13 protein-coding genes and 3 pseudogenes are annotated in these 15458 nt (G+C 72.0%); 3 read left to right on the top strand and 13 right to left on the bottom strand.

The window, feature by feature from the left end; all coding sequences use genetic code 11:
- Positions 1-17: 17 nt before the first annotated feature.
- The 3 pseudogenes from BU197_RS27055 to BU197_RS27050 all read right to left on the bottom strand — a co-directional run.
- Positions 18-1259, bottom strand: a pseudogene (locus tag BU197_RS27055) (tyrosine-type recombinase/integrase).
- A pseudogene (locus BU197_RS30825) lies at positions 1259-1485 on the bottom strand (helix-turn-helix domain-containing protein). Before BU197_RS30825 ends, BU197_RS27055 begins: the two co-directional pseudogenes overlap by 1 nt.
- A pseudogene (locus BU197_RS27050) lies at positions 1485-2402 on the bottom strand (replication initiator); the annotation flags it as partial. The pseudogenes BU197_RS30825 and BU197_RS27050, both read right to left, overlap by 1 nt.
- On the opposite strand from BU197_RS27050, the gene BU197_RS27045 reads away from it, so the two are divergent.
- The 3 genes from BU197_RS27045 (at position 2394) to BU197_RS27035 (ending at position 3876) form a co-directional block, all read left to right on the top strand.
- Positions 2394-3110 (top strand): hypothetical protein, encoded by a 717-nt coding sequence (locus BU197_RS27045; RefSeq protein ID WP_188271019.1) that lies wholly within the window; start codon positions 2394-2396, stop codon positions 3108-3110. The pseudogene BU197_RS27050 and the gene BU197_RS27045 sit on opposite strands and share 9 nt — an antisense overlap.
- A 27-nt stretch (positions 3111-3137) precedes the next feature.
- A complete protein-coding gene (locus tag BU197_RS27040) occupies positions 3138-3398 on the top strand; it encodes a hypothetical protein (RefSeq protein ID WP_188270929.1) in 261 nt (86 codons plus the stop codon).
- 205 nt (positions 3399-3603) lie between these two features.
- Positions 3604-3876 carry a hypothetical protein gene (locus BU197_RS27035; protein WP_223182688.1) on the top strand — a complete coding sequence of 91 codons (273 nt, stop codon included), beginning with the start codon at positions 3604-3606 and terminating at the stop codon, positions 3874-3876.
- 859 nt (positions 3877-4735) lie between these two features.
- Here BU197_RS27035 and BU197_RS27030 read toward each other — a convergent pair.
- The 10 genes from BU197_RS27030 to BU197_RS26985 form a co-directional block, all read right to left on the bottom strand.
- Positions 4736-5413, bottom strand: a complete 678-nt coding sequence (locus tag BU197_RS27030; protein ID WP_188270928.1) for a GntR family transcriptional regulator — start codon at positions 5411-5413, stop codon at positions 4736-4738.
- Between the two features lie 47 nt (positions 5414-5460).
- Positions 5461-6846, bottom strand: a complete 1386-nt coding sequence (locus BU197_RS27025; RefSeq protein ID WP_188270927.1) for an aldehyde dehydrogenase family protein — start codon at positions 6844-6846, stop codon at positions 5461-5463.
- A gap of 109 nt (positions 6847-6955) precedes the next feature.
- Positions 6956-7960: a proline racemase family protein gene (locus BU197_RS27020; RefSeq protein WP_188270926.1), complete on the bottom strand. Its 1005-nt coding sequence runs from the start codon at positions 7958-7960 to the stop codon at positions 6956-6958.
- Between the two features lie 100 nt (positions 7961-8060).
- A complete protein-coding gene (locus BU197_RS27015; RefSeq protein WP_188270925.1) occupies positions 8061-8969 on the bottom strand; it encodes a dihydrodipicolinate synthase family protein in 909 nt (302 codons plus the stop codon).
- Positions 8966-10612 carry an NAD(P)/FAD-dependent oxidoreductase gene (locus BU197_RS27010; protein ID WP_188270924.1) on the bottom strand — a complete coding sequence of 549 codons (1647 nt, stop codon included), beginning with the start codon at positions 10610-10612 and terminating at the stop codon, positions 8966-8968. The genes BU197_RS27015 and BU197_RS27010 overlap by 4 nt, the downstream gene beginning before the upstream one ends.
- The gene (locus tag BU197_RS27005) at positions 10593-10907 is read right to left on the bottom strand and encodes a (2Fe-2S)-binding protein (protein ID WP_188270923.1); all 315 of its coding nucleotides are present in this window, start codon (positions 10905-10907) and stop codon (positions 10593-10595) included. Before BU197_RS27005 ends, BU197_RS27010 begins: the two co-directional genes overlap by 20 nt.
- A 73-nt stretch (positions 10908-10980) precedes the next feature.
- Entirely contained in the window at positions 10981-12255 is a 1275-nt protein-coding gene (locus tag BU197_RS27000; RefSeq protein ID WP_188270922.1) for an NAD(P)/FAD-dependent oxidoreductase, read from the bottom strand.
- Positions 12256-12341: 86 nt separating this feature from the next.
- Positions 12342-12599: a hypothetical protein gene (locus BU197_RS26995; protein ID WP_188270921.1), complete on the bottom strand. Its 258-nt coding sequence runs from the start codon at positions 12597-12599 to the stop codon at positions 12342-12344.
- Positions 12600-13635: 1036 nt separating this feature from the next.
- A complete protein-coding gene (locus BU197_RS26990) occupies positions 13636-13857 on the bottom strand; it encodes a hypothetical protein (RefSeq protein ID WP_188270920.1) in 222 nt (73 codons plus the stop codon).
- A gap of 740 nt (positions 13858-14597) precedes the next feature.
- Complete coding sequence (locus BU197_RS26985; protein WP_188270919.1) at positions 14598-14936, bottom strand: MerR family transcriptional regulator; 339 nt, start codon at positions 14934-14936, stop codon at positions 14598-14600.
- Positions 14937-15458 lie beyond the last annotated feature (522 nt).

Genomic DNA, 15458 nt, shown 5'->3' with positions numbered 1-15458 from the left:
GCCGTTGCCGTGCGTGGTCAGGGACGGTCGAGGGAGTTGCCGAGTGCGGTCAAGGCGTCCCGTTGGAGGCGGAGCCTTACATGGGCGTAGACAGTGGCGGTGACGCCGATGTGGGCGTGGCCGAGGAGTTCCTTGATCACGACGAGTTCGACGCCCTGTTCCAGGAGCAGGGTCGCAGTCGAATGGCGGAGGTCGTGAAAGCGGATGCGGCGGAGGCCGCCCTGACGGAGGAGCGTGGTGAAGGCGCGGCTGAGGTTGGTCGGGTCGAGCGGTGTGCCCTGCGCAGTGGTGAACACGTGCCCGCTGTGCTGCCACGCGGCGCCCGCAGCCTCCCGCTCGCGCTGCTGCTGCTCACAGTGGAGATTCAGAAACCGGACGCAGCGGGCGGGGAGGGCGATGCGGCGCTCGGAGGCTCGCGTCTTGGTGGGCAGCGTGGTGAGACCGCCGGTACCGGTGCGCTGGAGTGTGCGGCGGATGGCGGCGGTGCCCGCGTCGAGGTCGAGGTCTCCCTAGTGGAGGCCGAGGAGTTCGCCCTTGCGGAGTCCGGTGTGCAAGGCGAGTTCGAACAGGGCATGCAACCGGTGGCCTTGGGCCGTGGTGAGGAGCTGACGGGCTTCGTCGACAGTGAGGGGTTCGAAGCGCCGGGGCCGTGGGGTGCCGGTGCGGACGTTGCGGGCGACATTGCGGGGGATCTCTTCCTCGCGGACGGCGTGCTCCAGGGCGGACTTCAGTACGGAGTGGATGTAGGTGAGCGTCAGCGGGGAGAGCTTGTGGCAGCACTGGCCGGCGGCACAGCAGCGGGGCTCATCACGCCGGGCATCGATGCCACGCATGCAGCACTGGCAGGTGGTGCGGAGCCGGTCGAGCCAGGTGCGGACGTCCTTGGCGGTGAGCTTGGCCAGCTTCTTCTTGCCGAGGCCGGGGATCAGGTACCGGTCGATGCATGCGGCGTACCGCGTGTGGGTGTTCTCGCGGAGGTGGTGTACGGCGACGTTCTCCAGCCAATACGTCAGGTACGCGCCGACGCTGCCCTGCGCGGACGGAATAGGGAGGCCGCGGTTGCTGGCGGCGAGCTTTTCGGTGAGCTTGGCCAGGGCTTCCTTGCGGGTGGTGCCGTAGACGCGGACGCGGCGGCGGGTGTTGCCGGGTGCAAGGACGTATCCGGCGGCTTCCCAGCGGCCGTCCTTACGCTGGTAGACGGTCCCGTCGCCGTTGGCTCGGACACGGCGGGAGGCGGGGGTGTCGCGGGGCGTGGTCATCAGGCGGCGGCTTCCTGTTCGAGGCGGGTGCGGATGAAGTCGGCCAGGGCATGTGCGGGGATGCGGCGCGCACGGCCGAGGGTGATCGAGGCGAGCTGGCGGGTGCGGAGCAGGTCGTGACGGCGGAGCGGCCGAGCTGGAGACGGGCCATGACCTGGGGCACGGTCAGCAGCTCGTCGGGCGTGCTCGGCGTCTCGTCGGGCGCGATGGTCCGAAGGGCGGTCATCAGCAGCCCCCTTCCGCGATGAACTGCCAGGCGAGTTCTCTGCGGTGCCAGACGGCGGCTGCGAGGAGTACGGCGCCGGGGCTGTAGCCGGTGCCGAGGTAGGCCCAGTAGTCGACGACGAGGGTGCTGTCTGGGGCGTGCTCGGGCAGGCCGGCGTGGGCGCGGGCCTGTTCGGTGCGCCAGGCGCGGCGGGCGTCGCGCAACGCGCCCAGCGTGGTCGAGTAGCGGCGGGACTTGGTGGAGAAATGGCCCCGGAAGCCGAGCATGTGCGCCCACTTCCACAGCTTCAGATCGGCGAACTCCGGCAGCTTGCCCAGCTCCCAGCAGGTGCGGATCATCTGCCGCACGTGCCGGGCGACGGCGAGCCGGGGCAACGGCCGTGCCTGTCCGGTGCCGTCGCACGTGGTGCAGGGGAGCTGGGTGCCGTGGGGTAGGAGGGTGGCGCCGCGTCCCTGGCAGGGGCGGCAGAACAGGGCGCGGTCGAGGGTGCCGGAGGCGTCGGCGGACTTCGTGGCGTACTTGGCCACGTACGCGGCCACGGCCTGATCGGTGAGTTCGGCATCGGTGCCGAAGGCGGCGATCTCGCGCACGTCGAGCTGTTCGCCCCAGGCGAGTTCGCGCTCCCCGATCGCATCCGACTCGACCGTGACGCAGACCCGCGAGGCGGCGGCCCGGATGGCGTCGGCGAGGACGCCGACGGTGGCGCAGGGTGGTGGAGGCTGGGTGCTGCCGTGGGGGCCGTCGAGGCGGATGACGGCGTGGAAGTGGACCAGGCCGCGTTTCTGATACTCGGCGACCTTGGCGAACGAGACGCGCAGCACCTCGCGGGCGGCCTTCTGGGTCATGCCGGGTCGGGCGGCGACCTCCCGGCGCAGGTAGGTGGTGAATCGGGCCCACAAGGCTCCGGCGTGGGTGTGACCACGGCGACCCCGCTGGCCCCGGACGCGCCTCAGCCGGTTGGGCGGGGAGAGGATCCGAACCGGGCCAACCTGATCCAGCTTTATGCCGCCCCCACCCCACCCGTGGGACTGGCCGAGACCGACGGCGAGAGCGCGACGGAGGAGCCGAACCTGCGGCGCATTCGGCGCGCCGTCCACGACGGGGCCGTGCTCTACCACTCCGACAGCTACAGGAGCGTCGCCTCCCGACTGCCCGCCCTCCTGCGCGACGCCAACACCGCCGTGGCCCACTTCGACCACGGCGACGAACACCACCAGGCCCTCCTTGCCCGCGCCGAGGCCATGCAACTGGCCGGCCGCTATCTGACCCAGGTACGCCAGTACGACCTCGCCTACACCGCCCTGTCCCACGCGATCACCGACGCCCGCCACACCGGGGACACCCTCACCTCGGCCTCCGGCATCATCGGCATGTGCTGGCTGCTGCTGCGCCAGGGACGCCTGGACGAAGCCGAACAACTCGCGGCCCAGACCACCGACGTGATCGAGCCCCGGCTCTCGCGCGCGACACCCGACGAATGCGCGGCCTGGGGATGGCTCACCCTGCGCGCCGCCGCAGCCGCTGGCCGCGACAACCGCCTCCAGGAAGCCCGCCACTACTACCGGGTGGCCACCGCCGCAGCCCCCGCCGGCCGGGAACACACCGGATCGTTCTTCCGGCACTGAACCGCCTTCGGGCCGCTCACCGTCGGCATGAAGGGCGTCGAGGACGCCACGATCGTGGGCGACGCCCGCACCGTGGTCCGCAAGTCCAGCGAGGACGCCATGTCGCCCAAGGCGCGGAAGCACACCGGCCGCCCCAGTGACGGCAACTGGAACCGCCACCGCCTCGACGTGGCCCGCGCCCACGCCCGCACCGGCTACCTGACCGGCGCAATGGACGAACTGGCCGGCGTCCGCCACGCCTCCCCTGAATGGCTGCGGCACCAGCGGACGGCCGCCGAGACGATGTAGGAGATCCTCAAGAAGCGCAAGCGCACCCTCACCGCCGACATGCGCGAGATGGCCGACCACCTGGGCGTCGTCGGCTAACTGCCACGCCACGCAACGCTTCCCGCACCCGGTGTCACCAATTTCCGTGATGCGCAACTGGAGTGACGGTTGGTCAATACCCACGGTCTTCGTGCCCCTATCAGCGACCCAGGCCCGGGGGTACACGATGAACCAGCCCAGGAGCGACGCGGACCGGATGCGCCGCCGGGACCTCCACGACGCGGCAGCAGGCATCACCGGTCCGCGCCTGCTGCCCTGGACCACCCTCGAGGGAAGGCCCTCTTACCTCAGCACCGACGGCCGCGGCTACCTCTCCACCCTCGCCGACAACATCGAGTCGGTACAGCTCGGCACGGACTCGCCTGCAGGGTGGATGGCTACTTCGGAGTATCGTGGTCGGGAGAATTCCTTCCGTGGCATGTCGATGTACGTCATCTAATCGAATCAAGCGCAATTTGGGCCGATCTTACCGGATGGAATAGATCGGCCCCGTGCGGCGGTAATCCGAGCGACGCACTGGAAGCTCTGGACGACCTGAACGGACTTCCCGAAGCCGAGTTCGCCTCATCGCGGGAGACATCCTGGCGACTGGGGGGTGATATCGCGGTCCACATTGAGCCGCATCTCACCTATTTGCCGGAGGGATCTTCTCGGATCCACGTGATGACGTCCGACTCGGAAGTCGACCGACGGGTGAAGCAAGCACTTGAGGCGGCGAGGAAGTCGGGGCCCAATCTGGTTGTAAGGCTACAGGAGGGCCTGGTCTCAGCTCCCGAAAAGTGCCCCTTTAACTGACGGACGGACAGTAGTTCGACAGAGTGAACGTGGAGTCCCTGGCCTCAATTTCCCGGTCAGGGACTCCTGGGGCGTTCAACAGCAACATGTAAAAACGTCAGCGGACGTGTACCGCCTGACTCAAGCCACGCCCTCTGGCCGATGTTCCGCCAAGCTCGACCAGTTCGCGGCCAGCAAGAGAGGTTTGACCATGGCATCCAATCCCACTGCCACCCCGAACTCATGCCATGCACTACAAGCCGCTCACCGAAACTTCCATCATTAAAATCCGCACCCCGGCACCATGCCCTACGGTTCCCTCTACAGTCCGTTTAACCAGCAAAGAAGTCGGCGGACGATCACCACCGAGGACGGAGCAATCGAACATGGGTGTAGACGCCGATGTGGGTGTGTCCGAGGGTTTCCTTCCCATCCCAGTCGAATCCGCGAAGCAGTGCGATGCGGTGAGACGTTGCGCCGAAAAGACCCTCCCCGCCGGTCGCCCAAGTGGGACCCGCCCCCCTTCACCCCTCCCCGCTCTCGCCCTCCGCCCACAGCGACCGGACATGGCCGAGATGGCGGGTCATGCAGGCTTCCGCGCCCTCGGTGTCGCCCGTGAGCATCAGGTCGAGGAGTTCCAGGTGTTCCTCGGCCGAGGGGATGAGGTCGCCTCGCTCGTCCAGGGCCGTGAGGCCGTAGAGGCGGGAGCGTTTGCGCAGGTCGCCGACGGTTTCCACGAGGCGGTCATTGCCCGCGAGGCCCAGCAGGGTGAGGTGGAAGAGGCGGTCGGCTTCCAGGTAGCCGATGAGGTCGTGGGCGCGGGCGGCGCGGACGATGTCCTCCGCCACGGGGCGCAGGGCCTCCAGCTGTTCGCGGGTGGCGGTGCGGGTGACGCGGACGACCGTGGGGATCTCGATGAGGGCGCGGATCTCGGTGAACTGGTCGAGGTCCCGTTCGTCGACCTCGGTGACGCGGAAGCCCTTGTTGCGGACGGGCTCGACGAGGCCCTCGCGGGCCAGGTCGAGCATCGCCTCGCGGACGGGGGTGGCGGAAATCCCGAAGTCCTCGGCCAGGGTGGGCGCCGAGTACACCACGCCCGGACGCAGTTCGCCGGAGATCAGGGCGGCGCGCAGCGCGTGGGCGACCTGGTCGCGCAGCCGCTCTCGGGAGGCGTTCAGATCGCGGTGGGTCAGGTGCCCCATGACGGTGGTGATCCCTTCGGGTCGGACTCGCTCACCACCGTACAATGTCACGTTGCGGTGTCCTCGGGTGCCAGCGTGTACGTCCGGGAGGACGTGTAGAACTCCAGGGCCGCTCCTCCCTGTTCCCTGGGTCCGTGCCCGGAGTGTTTGGTGCCGCCGAACGGCAGGTGGAAGTCGACGCCCGTGGAAGGGGCGTTGACCCGGATCATGCCGGTGTCGACGAGGTCGAGCCCGTACAGGACGGCGTCGAGGGCGCCCGTGTGGACCGAGGTGACGAGGCCGTACGGGACGGAGTTGGTGATGCGTACGGCGTGTGCGAGGTCGTCGGCGGGCAGCAGGGCCGCGAGGGGGCCGAAGACCTCCTCGGTGAGCAGCCGGTGGCCCGGCGGGACCTTCTCCACCAGGGTGGGGGCCGCGTACCAGCCGGGGGAGTCCGGGACGGTGGCCCCGGCGAGGGCGGAGAGCCCCTGCCAGGACGCGACCACCCGGTCGCGGGCGTTCGCGGCGACGAGCGGTCCGCAGACCGTCGCCGGGTCGGCGGGGTCGCCGACCGGGAGCGCGCGGAAGGCTTCGGCGAGGGCTTCGCGGAGTGGTTCGAGGGCGGCGCCGACGGCGATGATCCGGCTGGTGGCGGTGCACTTCTGGCCCGCGAACCCGGCGACGGCGGCGGCGATGTGGGCGGCGGCCCTGCCCATGTCGGCGTCGGGCAGGACGATCGCCGCGTTCAGTCCGCCCATCTCCGTCTGGGCGGGGATGCCCCGGGCGGTCGCCGCGTGGGCGACGGCCCGGCCGACGGGGGTGGAGCCGGTGAAGGAGGCGACGTCGGCGGTCTCGATCAGCGCCTCACCTTCGACGGCACCGCCGGGAAGCAGGGTGAACACCCGTTCCGGCAGGGCCTGTTGGACGATCTCGGCGAGCCGCTGCGCACAGGCGGTGGCCTCGGGGGCCGGTTTGAGGACGACCGTGTTGCCGACGGCGAGCGCGGGGGCGGCCTTCCAGGTCGGGATGGCGAAGGGGAAGTTCCAGGGGGTGACGAGACCGGCGACGCCGTGCGGGCGGCGGCGGCTCAGGAGCAGGCCGCCGCCCGCCGCCGGCTCGTGGACGGCCCCGGTGGGGGCGTACGGGGCCTGGGCGTAGTAGCGCCAGATCGCAACCGTACGCGCGACCTCGGCCCTGGCCTCGGCGAGGGGTTTGCCGACCTCGCGGACGGCGAGGTCGGCCAGTTCCCCGGCCGCCGCCTCCAGTGCGGTGGCGACGGCTCCGAGGGCGGCGGCGCGGGCGGCGCCGCCGCCTCGAAGCCAGCCGGGCTGGGCGGCGCGGGCCCGTTCGACGGCTTCGGCGGCGGCGTGGGCGCCGGGGGGCCGCAGGCGTACGACGATGTCGTCCGGGTCGGCCGGGTTGCGGGAGACGAGGGTGGCCGCGTCGGTGGTCACGGGAGGAAGCCTCCGGGGAAGTCGGTGGTCATACGGGTCGGGCCCCCGGGAAAGCCGGTGGCCGTGGCCGTGGCCGTGGGGGGGGAAGTCGCCAGGTGCTTGCCGGTGGTCAGAGGAGGAAGCCGCCGGGGAAGGGGTCTTCCGGGTCGAGGAAGTACTGGGCGGTGCCGGTGATCCAGGCGCGGCCGGTGACGGTGGGGACGACGGCGGGCATCCCACCGACCTCCGTCTCCGCGAGGAGCCGGCCGGTGAACCGGGTGCCGATGAAGGACTCGTTGACGAAGTCGCGGCCGAGCGGGAGTTCCCCCCTGGCGTGCAGTTGGGCCATGCGGGCGCTGGTGCCCGTACCGCAGGGGGAGCGGTCGAACCAGCCGGGGTGGATGGCCATCGCGTGCCGGGAGTGGGTGGCGTCGGAGCCGGGGGCGGTGAGGTGGACGTGTTTGAGTCCGGCGATCTCGGGTCGGGTGGGGTGGACCGGGCGGTCGGCGGAGGCGTTGATCGCGTCCATGACGGCGAGTCCGGCGGCGAGCAGGTCGTCCTTGCGGGCGCGGTCGAAGGGCAGTCCGAGGGCGTCGAGGGGGACGAAGGCGTAGAAGTTGCCGCCGAAGGCGAGGTCGTAGGTGATTTTCCCGTGGCCGGGGACGTCCACGACCCGGTCGAGGCCGATGCTGAAGGCGGGCACGTTGGTGAGGGTGACGGACTTCGCGGCGCCGTCCTCCACCAGGACGTCGACGGAGACGAGACCCGCCGGGGTGTCGAGCCGTACGGTGGTGACGGGTTCGGTCACCGGGACCATGCCGGTCTCGACGAGGACGGTCGCGACCCCGATGGTGCCGTGCCCGCACATCGGCAGAAGGCCCGACACCTCGACGAAGAGGACTCCGTAGTCGGCGTCGGGGCGGGTGGGCGGCTGGAGGATCGCGCCGCTCATCGCCGCGTGCCCGCGCGGCTCGTACATCAGGAGGGTCCTGAGGTGGTCCAGGTGTTCGGCGAAGTGGAGCCGGCGCTCGGCCATGGTGGCGCCGGGGACGACACCGACGCCACCGGTGACGACCCGGGTGGGCATGCCCTCGGTGTGGGAGTCGACGGCGTGGAAGACGTGACGCGTACGCACGGGGGTCCTTTCGGGGGTGGGAGCGACGGTGCGGGCGGGCTTCGGGCCTCCTGTTCTTCGGCCCTGCCCTCGGGCGGATCGGGCCTCCGCCCGGTCGGGGTCAGTGGTGCCCTGCCGCCAGTGCCTTCTCCGTGGCGGTGCGCACCCCGGCTTCGGCGGTCGTCGCGAGCGGGAGCCTCGGCGGGCGACAGGGGCCGCCCTCGCGTCCCGCGATGTCCATCGACAGCTTGATGGACTGGACGAACTCGGTCTTGGAGTCCCGGCGCAGCAGGGAGTGCAGCGAGGTGTAGAGCGGGCGGGCGGTGGCGAGGTCGCCCGCCACGGCCGCCCGGTACAGCTCGGCGCAGCTCTCGGGGAAGACGTTGGCGTACCCGGCGATCCAGCCGACGGCACCGGCGAGGGCGAGTTCCAGGAGGACATCGTCGGCGCCGATCAACAGATCGAGTTCCGGGGCGAGTTCGGCGATCTCGTACGCCCTGCGGACATCGCCGCTGAACTCCTTCACGGCCACGATCGAGCCTTCGCCGTGGAGCCGGGCGAGCAGGCTCGGGACGAGGTCGACCTTGGTGTCGAAGGGGTTGTTGTACGCGACGACCGGGAGGCCCGTCCTGGCCACGTCGGCGTAGTGGGCGACGACCGCGCGTTCGTCGGCGCGGTACGCGTTGGGCGGCAGGAGCAGGACCGATCCGCAGCCCTCCTCGGCCGCCTGGTCGGCCCAGCGGCGGGACTCGGCACTGCCGTAGGCGGCGACGCCGGGCATGACGCGCGCGCCGTCGCCCGCCGCCTCGACGGCCGTACGGACGACCCGGGCGCGTTCGTCGGGGGTGAGGGTCTGGTACTCGCCGAGGGAGCCGTTGGGGACGACGCCGTCGCAGCCCTGGGCGATCAGCCAGGCCACGTGCTCGGCGTAGGCGTCGTAGTCGACGGAGAGGTCGTCCTTGAAGGGCAGGGTGGTGGCGACCATGATGCCGCGCCAGGGCCGGTCGGTGGTCCAGTTGGTGGCGTTCATCTCGACGACCTTTCAGTAAGGTGTGACATTTCATGAAGTGTCGGGGCGGCTGGGGAGAGGGCCTGACCCTGGTGCGAGCCCGCCGGATCGTCGGCCTCGTCGAGCCTCGCGAGCACCGAAAGCGGTACGGGTGCGGCGAACGGGCGGCGGACGGCGGGCGGTTCGGGGACCCCGCCCCCGGACGCCAGGCACGCCACGGCCGTCCCGCACATCCGGCCCTGGCACCAGCCCATTCCGGCCCGGGTGAGGAGCTTGACGGTCCTGGCGTCGCGCGCGCCCAACTCGTCGACCGCCTCTCGGATCCGTTCCACGGGAACCTCCTCGCAGCGGCAGACCTCCGTGTCGCCGGTCAGCCAGCCGGTCCAGCCGGGACCGGGGGCGTGCGCGGCGGACATGGCGGCGGCGAAGGCGCGCAGCCGGTCCCCGCGGCGGCGCAGGGCGTCCACGGCAGGGCCCCCGGCACGGCGGCCGAGGAGCCGGGCGGCGATCGCCCGACCCGCCGACTCGCCCTCGATACGAGCGAGTTCCGCTCCCCCGATACCGCCGGTCTCGCCCGCCGCCCACAGTCCGGGCACCGAACTCTCCTGGAACGCGTCGAGAGCGAGGCCGAGGGTTCCGTCGGGCAGGGTCCGGGTGGCGCAGCCGACCGTCGTGGCGAGTTCGATCTGCGGCACCAGGCCATGGCCGACGGCGAGCGCGTCGCAGGCGATCCTGCGGCCCGTCCCCGGCACAGGCCGCCAGTCGCGGTCCAGCCGGGAGACCGTCACGGCCTCCACCCGGTCGGTACCGTGCGCCTCGGTCACCGCGCCGCGCGACCGTACCGGCACCCGGTGGCGAGCGAGCGCGGCGCCGTACGTCAGGGCTTCGACGGCCTTGCGCGGGTTGGCGAGGAGCGCGCGGGGCGTACGGGCGTACCGCAGGTATCCGGCGGCTTCGACCACGGCCGGGATCCGCGCCCCGGCCGAGGCCAGGGAGGCGGCCACGGCGAGCAGCAGGGGGCCGCTTCCCGCCACGACGATCCGGCGACCGGGCAGGACGAGACCGGACTTCAGCATGGCCTGTGCTCCCCCGGCACCCACGACTCCGGGCAAGGTCCAGCCGGGAAAGGGAAGTTGGCGTTCGTGGGAGCCGGTGGCCAGCAGGAGCGCGCGGGCCCGGATCCGGACGGGCGCGCCTGCGGTGGCGTCGGCGCCGGTCAGGGCGTGGACGCTCCAGGTGCCGTCGGATTCCCGTACCACAGACCAGATGTGATGATGCATCAGACAGGTGACGCCGCTGCCCGTCAGGCGTCGGCTCAGGTCGGCGAAGGCGGGCCAGTCGTGGTGCAGGGCCTCGGGGCGAGTGGCGCCGAGAGCGGGGGCCGGATGGCGGTAGTACTGGCCGCCGGGCTGATCTGCGGAGTCCAGGAGGGTGACGGAGAGGCCGAGTTCGGCGGCGGCGACGGCTCCGGCGAGCCCGGCGGGCCCGGCCCCGATGACGGCCAGGTCGGCGATGGCGGGGGCTGCGGACGCAGGGGTCGGTGCGGTGGCGGGCGCGGAGTCCCGGAGGTGTCCGGCGTCGGCAGAGCCCCGGGCGGCACCAACGGCGCCGGGCTCTCCCCTCCGGTCTCCCGCTCCCCCGTCCTCACACCCCGAGCACGTCATGGCCGTGTCCCTTCTGCGTCGTGACCGTGTCGCCGGGGCGGGCCGGGAGCAGGCAGGCTCGGCGATTGGGGGTGCCGTTGACGGTGGCCAGGCAGTCGTGGCACTGCCCGATGCCGCAGAAGGCACCGCGCGGGCGGGCGCCGTCGCGGGTGGTGCGCCAGGCCAGGATGCCCGCGCTCCACAGGGCGGCGGCGATGGTCTGGCCGGGCAGGGCGGCGACCGCGCGGCCGTCGAAGGTGATGTCGAACGCTGGCCGGGGTCGGGCGCCGGCCAGGTCGGCGGGGGTGCGGGCCACGGTCCCTCCTCTCGGGACGACGGCGCCTCAGGCGGCGGGAGCGCGCCTCAGGCGACGGGGGCGGAGGTGCGCCTCAGACGGCGGCGGGGGCGGTGAAGCGGTCAGGGCGGAACGGGTGGATGTCGAGGGGCGGTTCGGCTCCGGTGAGGCAGTCCGCGACGATCCGTCCGGTGGCGGGGGCGAGGCCGATGCCCGCGCCCTCGTGTCCGCAGGCGTGCAGCAGTCCGGGGACGCGCGGGTCGGGCCCGATGGCGGGCAGGTGGTCGGGCAGATAGGGGCGGAAACCGAGGTAGGTCCGCAGGGCGCGTACGGTGCCGAGGACGGGGAAGAGCGCGGTGGCCCCGGCGGCGAGGCGGCGCAGCGCCTCGATGGAGAGGCTCCGGTCGAAGCCGACGCGTTCCCGGCTGGCTCCGATGAGGACGGGCCCCGCGGGGGTGCCCTCGACGACGGCGGAGGCCTGGAGCCCGGCGGAGCCGCTGGCCACGTCGGCCACGTAGTCGGCGGCGTAGACCTTGTGGCGGACGACGCGGGGCAGGGGTTCGGTGACGAGGACGAAGCCTCGGCGGGGCAGGACCGGGAGGTCGGCTCCGGCGAGCGCGGCGACGGCGCCGCCCCAGGTCCCGGCGGCGTTCACCACCTGCGGGGCGTGGAGTTCGCGGGTGGCGGTCCGTACGCCCCGGACGGCTCCGCCCGTGCCGGTGAGGATTCCGGTGACCTCCTCCCCCAGGGCGAGGCGGACCCGGTCTCCGGCGACGCCCAGGAGGTGGGCGGCGGCGCGGGCGGGCATCACCTGGGCGTCCTGGGGGTAGTGGAAGCCGCCCGCGAGGTCCGGGGCGAGGTGGGGTTCCAGGTCGTGGAGCCGGTCGGCGGGCACTTCGCGCGCATGGACGCCCGCCTTCTCCTGCCGGGCCGCGAACGTGCGCAGGGCGTGCAGTCCGGGCGTATCGGAGGCGACGACGAGGCCGCCCTTGGCCTCGTACTCGACGGACGGCGGGAGCGGAGGCCGCGCCCCGCGCACCCGGCGCTCCCCGCGCCCTCGCTCGTCGCCCCCTCCCCGTTCTCCGCGCCTGTCCCGTTCTCCGTACCCTCCGCGTAAGCGTGCTCCGCCCCGTTGGTCGGCGAGTTCGGTCCACAAGGCGAGGGAGAGGAGGGCGAGTTCGAGTTCGGGCCCCGGTTCCTTGTCGGAGACCAGGAGGTTTCCCTCGCCCGCCCCGGTCGTGCCGCCCGCGACGGAGCCCCGGTCGACGACGGTGACGGAGAGGCCGGCGAGGGCCGCGTAGTAGGCGCAGGCCGCACCGGCCATGCCTGCGCCTATGACGATGACGTCCGAGGTTTCTCTCGTGGGCACATCAGTAATATTTCACATTGCACTTACGGTGCCAAGGGGTCGGACAGCGGCCCGTGCCAAGGGGCCGGACGACGGCGCTCCCGTCGTCATCCGCCGAGGGTGATCGCCGGGGCGGAGTACCAGGCGTTGTGCTGCGCCTTCAGCTCGATCCGGCAGGGCGGCCGGACGGTGCCGGGGTCGAAGGTGTGCCGGGTGTCGGTCTTGCCGAGGTGGATCAGGGGCCCCGCTGCCGCCCTGCCGCATCGAACAGTTCGGCGACCACAGGCGGGTGCCCTCGCGTCCGGCGGGGGCCTTCTCGCGCTGTACGTCGGTGTCGCGGCAGGTCCCTGCTTCCGGCCCAGCACCGACGGGTAGCCGAACAGGGACAGGTCCCGGTACGGCGCGGTCGGGTCGAGTCCGGGGGTGAGGCCGCCGCCCGCCGCCTCCTCGATGGTGCGGCCCCGCGCGTCCCGGGCCGGCTCGATGATCGCGATGTCCGAGAACTGGTTGTCGCCGTTGCCCAGGGTGGCCCAGGGTGGCCCAGGCTCGGGGCGTCCAGACCCGCTCGGACGCCCACGAGGACGCGGAGCAGCCCTCGCCCGGCGCGCTTCCCCACGCGGGCCGGAACGTCCAGGTGCCGCCCTCGTCGCCCTGGATCAGTTTCTTGCGTTCGGCGCAGTGCCCGCAGGTGAGGATCAGGGTGCCCGAGGGCGAGTCCAGGACCGAGGCGCTGTACCGCCGGCCGTCGTGGCTCAGATGGCCGGTCAGCCGGGAGACCGTGCCGGGCTTGGCATAGGGCCGGGGTGCTTCCTGTGCCTCCTGGCGCGCGGTTCCCGCGTGGCCCGGGACGACCTCGCTCCCGGCCGGGGACGGGCGGTCGCGCGGGTCGGGGCCGCCGGGATGCCCGGGACCGGCGGGGAACGCCTGCACCGGGGCCAGGAGGAGCGGCAGGAGCAGGGCGGAAGCGGCACCGGTGACGGCGGCCGGGCGCGTACGCGTACGTCTCGCATCGTCGCACCCTGGGATCGGCGGCCGATCCCCCGCCGCCGCCACACGCGCCGATCCCGCGCGTCACGCCGACGGTCCGCGGCCATCCGGGTCGCGCCCGCACGGCTCACGACCGTCGCCCGCAGGACCGGCGGGCCGCACGGATCGAACGGATCGCACGGGTCTGCTGGCACGTTGTGGCACGCCTTTCCGGCCGTACCGCCCCGGCGGGCGTGCCTTCGTGCTCCTTGCGGTACGCGGTGCGGTCCGGGTACGCCTGCCCACGCGCCGCCGTCTCCGAGCCGGTCGGCGCATGCCGCGGAAGGAGACGGAGGCGGTCTCGACCTCCCGGAAGTCCTGTGTTCGGAAGGGACGAGTGGCTTCGGTATGCCGTGACCGGGCACGGCGGCGGCCCTACAACTTGCTCATCTTGGCGTACGGACTCAGGATCCGCTCTTGCGTCGAGCCGAAATCCACGAGCGCCGCGATCCCGCCCTCGATGCCGATGACCCGGCCGAGGCCGTACACGTCGTGTGTGACCTGGTCGCCTACGGCGAACTGCCGGGGAGGCAGCGTGACCGGGGCTTTGAAGGGACTGGTGGGCAAATAACGCTTCGGTGCACTGGGCTTTGTCATTGTCGCCAGTATGCGCCCCCCACGCACCCGTTCGCTGTGGCCGTTCACGTCCGCAGCGCCAGGCAGCCGAGGAAGGTCTCGACGAAAACAACAGGTCCAGGTCGCTGACCAGCGGTTTTAAGAGTTTCGGCAGGGTACGGGCCAAGGGTGGCGGCCGCAGGGTGACCCGGAGGTCACCGAGGTCATTCCGCGCTTCCCGCACCCTGCGGTGGCCGAGGCGTCCGCGGCCCTGCCCGAAGAGGTGACGTCGACCAGGCCCCTGCCCCGGATCGACGACGTGGCACCGCCCGTCTTCCGGCCCGCGCGGTCTCGGCGGGCTCCCGGCACCGGTACGGACAGCGGTGTGCGAGGCCGTCCGCCGGACGGGGCGGGCCGCACGTCGCCGTGGACGGTCGCTCGACACCCCCGACCACGACGACTGATCGACCGCACCGTGTCCGTCGCGCGGTGCTCACTTGCCCGGGTCGCCTCGGGTGCGGGCGGGCGGTGGCCGAGGTGGACCCGGTGGTGTCACCGGTCCGTCGGCGGAGCCGGCCCGGCTCGCACCCCGGAACCGGCCCGGCTCGCACCCCGGAGCCGGATCCGTGCGTGCCGGTCCGAGCAGCACCGGCAGCGTTGGACGGGTCGCCGAATGGACGGCCCTGGGCCACGCGGCACTGATACCGACGGCCTCGCCCGCGCATTCGCGCTCGGGTGGTTCTCCGTCAAACCCGGCGGAATCGCCGGCAGGCGACCCCGTCTCAGTCCGAGGCCGGTGGCGGGGCCGATTCCGCGGCACGGCGGTACTCGGCGTTGATGCGCTGGGCTTCTTCGAGTTGGTCTTCGAGGATGATGATGCGGCAGGCGGCTTCGATGGGGGTGCCCTGGTCGACGAGTTCCCGGGCGCGTGCGGCGATGCGCAACTGGTAGCGGGAGTAGCGGCGGTGGCCGCCCGCGGAGCGGAGCGGGGTGATGAGGCGGGCTTCGCCGATGGCGCGGAGGAAACCCTGGGTGGTGCCGAGCATTTCGGCAGCCCTGCCCATGGTGTAGGCGGGGTAGTCGTCGTCGTCGAGACGCCCGTACGAGTCGTCTGCTGTCATTTGCACCTCTCTGTGAAACGCGTAGAGGGGCCCCGATGCCACACGGCACCAGGGCCCCGAAGGAACTACTACACCACCTGCCGGCCCTGATCCCGCGCCGGCCTTCTGTGTCCGCTGAACCGACCCAGTGACTGTCGGGTTCGCGGGGATCGCGGTTGCTTGACCGGAGACCACCTCACTATCGATGTCCTGCGGTACCCGGACTCGAAAGTTCCGGCCGGGCGATCCTGATGGCGCCGCGTTCCTCTCTGTCAGGCATCACTTTATCTCTGGGCTACGAGAGAAACCCTAACTGGGCCACCATTCGATGTCTACTCTGGCCGACATAGATTTTCATGTGTCCGGTGCGTAGGTAATCGACCTCGGCGGGCGGCGCGGAGAGTCGCGGAGCGTCCATCGCCAGGTCGGCCCCCGCGCAGCCGCGCGCAGGGCACGGTCATTCATCCGGTACGCGAGAGGGCCCGACCGGTGTGTGCCGGTCGGGCCCTCTCGGCTGACCGGAGTCAGCTCACGTTCGCTCGC

The organism is Streptomyces sp. CBMA291, from assembly GCF_014596525.1.
In the GTDB taxonomy this organism is placed as follows: domain Bacteria; phylum Actinomycetota; class Actinomycetes; order Streptomycetales; family Streptomycetaceae; genus Streptomyces.
The sequence above is the reverse complement of the archived record's forward strand: the minus strand, read 5'-3'. Positions and strand labels throughout refer to the sequence as shown.

Coding starts and splice junctions, on each gene's coding strand:
- BU197_RS26990 (WP_188270920.1), bottom strand. CDS start 13,857: ATGACAAAGCCCAGTGCACCGAAGCGTTATTTGCCCACCAGTCCCTTC.
- BU197_RS26985 (WP_188270919.1), bottom strand. CDS start 14,936: ATGACAGCAGACGACTCGTACGGGCGTCTCGACGACGACGACTACCCC.
- BU197_RS27030 (WP_188270928.1), bottom strand. CDS start 5,413: ATGGGGCACCTGACCCACCGCGATCTGAACGCCTCCCGAGAGCGGCTG.
- BU197_RS27035 (WP_223182688.1), top strand. CDS start 3,604: ATGAACCAGCCCAGGAGCGACGCGGACCGGATGCGCCGCCGGGACCTC.
- BU197_RS27040 (WP_188270929.1), top strand. CDS start 3,138: ATGAAGGGCGTCGAGGACGCCACGATCGTGGGCGACGCCCGCACCGTG.
- BU197_RS27015 (WP_188270925.1), bottom strand. CDS start 8,969: ATGAACGCCACCAACTGGACCACCGACCGGCCCTGGCGCGGCATCATG.
- BU197_RS27010 (WP_188270924.1), bottom strand. CDS start 10,612: ATGACGTGCTCGGGGTGTGAGGACGGGGGAGCGGGAGACCGGAGGGGA.